Annotated in this window: 4 protein-coding genes; all 4 read left to right on the forward strand. The window is 24.0% G+C overall.

Features of this window, described 5'->3' with window-relative positions:
* Positions 1–317: 317 nt before the first annotated feature.
* Positions 318–1,142: a hypothetical protein gene (locus tag ON17_RS02530; RefSeq protein ID WP_017191933.1), complete on the forward strand. Its 825-nt coding sequence runs from the start codon at positions 318–320 to the stop codon at positions 1,140–1,142.
* A 20-nt stretch (positions 1,143–1,162) separates the two neighbouring features.
* Positions 1,163–1,528 (forward strand): SVM family protein, encoded by a 366-nt coding sequence (locus ON17_RS02535; RefSeq protein WP_017191934.1) that lies wholly within the window; start codon positions 1,163–1,165, stop codon positions 1,526–1,528.
* A 33-nt stretch (positions 1,529–1,561) separates the two neighbouring features.
* The gene (locus tag ON17_RS02540) at positions 1,562–1,939 is read left to right on the forward strand and encodes an SVM family protein (RefSeq protein ID WP_017191935.1); all 378 of its coding nucleotides are present in this window, start codon (positions 1,562–1,564) and stop codon (positions 1,937–1,939) included.
* A 119-nt stretch (positions 1,940–2,058) separates the two neighbouring features.
* Positions 2,059–2,415 (forward strand): SVM family protein, encoded by a 357-nt coding sequence (locus ON17_RS02545; RefSeq protein ID WP_017191936.1) that lies wholly within the window; start codon positions 2,059–2,061, stop codon positions 2,413–2,415.
* Positions 2,416–2,995 lie beyond the last annotated feature (580 nt).

A 2,995-nucleotide genomic window follows, 5' to 3' on the forward strand; every position in this document is an offset into this window, starting at 1 on the left:
TATTAAGAATATGAACTTTTTTAAAAAATATTGGATTATTATTTTAATTATTTTCGTATTTATTGTCGGTATAGTATTATTTAGGTATTTTTATTTTCCAATTAAAAACCTAAATAAAAAAAAACCAAAATAAAGACTCAGAAGATGAAATTTTAAATAATTTAGATTTTTTATCGTCCCAAGACAAAATAAAAATTAAACAAAAAAGAAAAGAAATAAAAGAATTAAAAAAAGAATTTGATGATTTAATACAACAATGCAAAATCACAAAAAATTTTGATCCTTCAAAACCTATTAAGGATGGAGATCAACTAGGCATGAGTTTGTTTCTGATACAAAAAGATTTAGACAGTTTAATAGATGATTTTGAAATACCCCGTATATTTTGGGGCGTAGATATAACCGAATTACATCTAAAACGCATAATTACAACTGATAAATTTTGTGAATGGAAATTTAATAGTGTTAAGAAAAAATTAAACGAATTGAAAAAAGAAACAAAACCTAAAATTAAAATAACACAAGAAAAATATAATAAAATTAAATCTTATATCTTATCAGAAAACTCAAACGCAGTTTTATCTTTGAACAACCTTTTGCCAGAAGACAGAGTTAAAATTAATAACATAAAACAAGAATTAATCAATGATTTAGAATATAGTAAAAATTATTTCCGACCTCGAATAGATGAATTTCAAAACAAATGCGATGAATACACATCCCAAATAAATGAAATAGTAAAACAAATTCCACCATTACAAAAACAACTTCAACCAAAAGAAGCTAAATTAGAAACTCAAAACAAAGAAATAGATAAATTAAAATTCAAAAAACAACAAAAACAAACACAATTACAAACTCAAGGTCAAACCACTTATAAGAATTCTGAAATAGATCTAATTCAAAATGAAATATACCAATTACAAGATGAAACAATTGAGTTAGTCGGACAAATAGATAATATCAAAATCCAAATCGCCAAATTAAAATCCAAACAAACAATGTACGAAAACATGTTATCACGCGCCCAAGAATTCAAAAATAGATTACAAAAAGATTTAAATAAAAGATTAGAACAAAACAAACAATCCGTCCTATCTTCCCTCAACTCCCTCTACGAAATCAACCCAAATGAGGGGTAAAAAAAAAGGAGATTTAATTAATGTTAAAACTAAAAAATCAATTTAAAATAATTAGTATTTATTTATTTGTATTTATAGGTTTATTATTTATTAATATAAATCAAGTAATAGCTTCACCTAAAAAAGAATCTAGTGATAAAAAAAGAGATATTTCGAAAATTAATAAATCAGAAGAAAAAAACAAAAAACAAAAAGAAGATATAAAAAGATTTTATACAATACATAAAGAATTTAAAGAATATTCAATTGAAAAAAATAATGAAATTATAAAAATTTTAGAAAACCCTGAATTAATGAAAATATTAAAACAAAAAGCCGAAGAGGAAACGAAAAATTTAAAAGAAGAAGGTTCTTCTTCAAAACAATCTGATGATTCTAAAAAATAATTTTTCTTAATTAAAAAAGGAGTTTAATAAATAATGTTTAAATTACAAAATCAATTTAAAATAATTAGTATTTATTTATTTGTTTTATTAGGAATGTTATTTATAACTAATAATAATTATATTATGGCAATGAATAATGGTCACATATCTCAAAATAACGGACATGATAATAATCATGCTAATTTTCGAATTCAAGCTCGTATTTTACAAAATTTAAATGTTCAACTAGCTACAATATCTCAACAAATTTTAATTGCTGCAAATAATAACTCTTCTGAAGAAGATATTAACAATCTTTTTAGAGAAAAAAATGAATTAATTAGTCGTATCGCTGCTCAACAAATTATTGTCCATAACGCAATGCCGCAACAAAACCTTCAAAATCAACAAAATAATCGTAGAAGACGTTAAATATTTTAAAATATATTTAATTAATGATAAAAATAAAAATGAAATTTCTATTAAAATAAACCCCTTCTACGAAATTATCTCTACCAAGAAATAAAAAATCAAAGGAGTTTTAATAAATAATGTTTAAATTAAAAAACCAATTGAATATAATTTATCTTTGTTTAATAACTTTCATAGGATTATTATTTATGAATAATAATAATCTAGTAATGGCGATGGAAAACAATAAAAATAAACAAATTTTACAAAACGAACAACCTATTGATAAAGAAGTTAATGATTTTTTTAGATTGCTCAAAAAACAAAAAGAAATAATTAAAAATATAAAACAAAAACACCCCCATTTACAAAACGCTTCTATTAAAGAAATAGAACAATGGATTTGTTCGGACATTGATCAAAAAGTAGAATCTCAATCTAGTAATAAAAAACAAAAAACCAAAAATTTCGATTTAAATGTTGTTCCAGATAAATAAAAATTAAATATCATCATAATTCAAAGAGACCCTCACCCAGAGGGCCTTTTTATTTTACCCAAACACACACACACCAACAACTTGGCGAGGCAAAAATAACAATTTGTAGAAACCTTCACACGTCCGTAACGACGTTAAACTAAGATTTTAAAATAACAAAAAACAATTAATAATTTAAAAAATTTAATATTATTAATTTTGTATGTTATAATAAAAATGACCTTCGTTGGGAGTTGGTTTAAACAACTTATGAGGGCATCATGAAATCACATTTTTTTGGGTAAAAAAATAGAACCTCGGCGGAGGTTCTATTTCTATTATAACGGTGTTATTTATCACTGTTATTTTTATTTTAATCATGAAATCACTTCCTTTCTTTTGGGTAATTGCACCTTTCCAAAAGGAAATCAAAATCAACACCTTTTGAAAAGGCGCTTATTTTATATTATAACAATTATTTTAAATTATTTAATGTTTTAAACTCGGTCCTTTCGCGGACCTTTTTTCATTTTAACCAAACACTCACAACAACTGGCAAGGCCATTAAACCAAAAAATCAAAGGAGGCAAACAAAACCATG

This window comes from Poinsettia branch-inducing phytoplasma str. JR1, assembly GCF_000309465.1.
Taxonomy (GTDB): Bacteria; Bacillota_I; Bacilli_A; order Acholeplasmatales; family Acholeplasmataceae; genus Phytoplasma; species Phytoplasma pruni.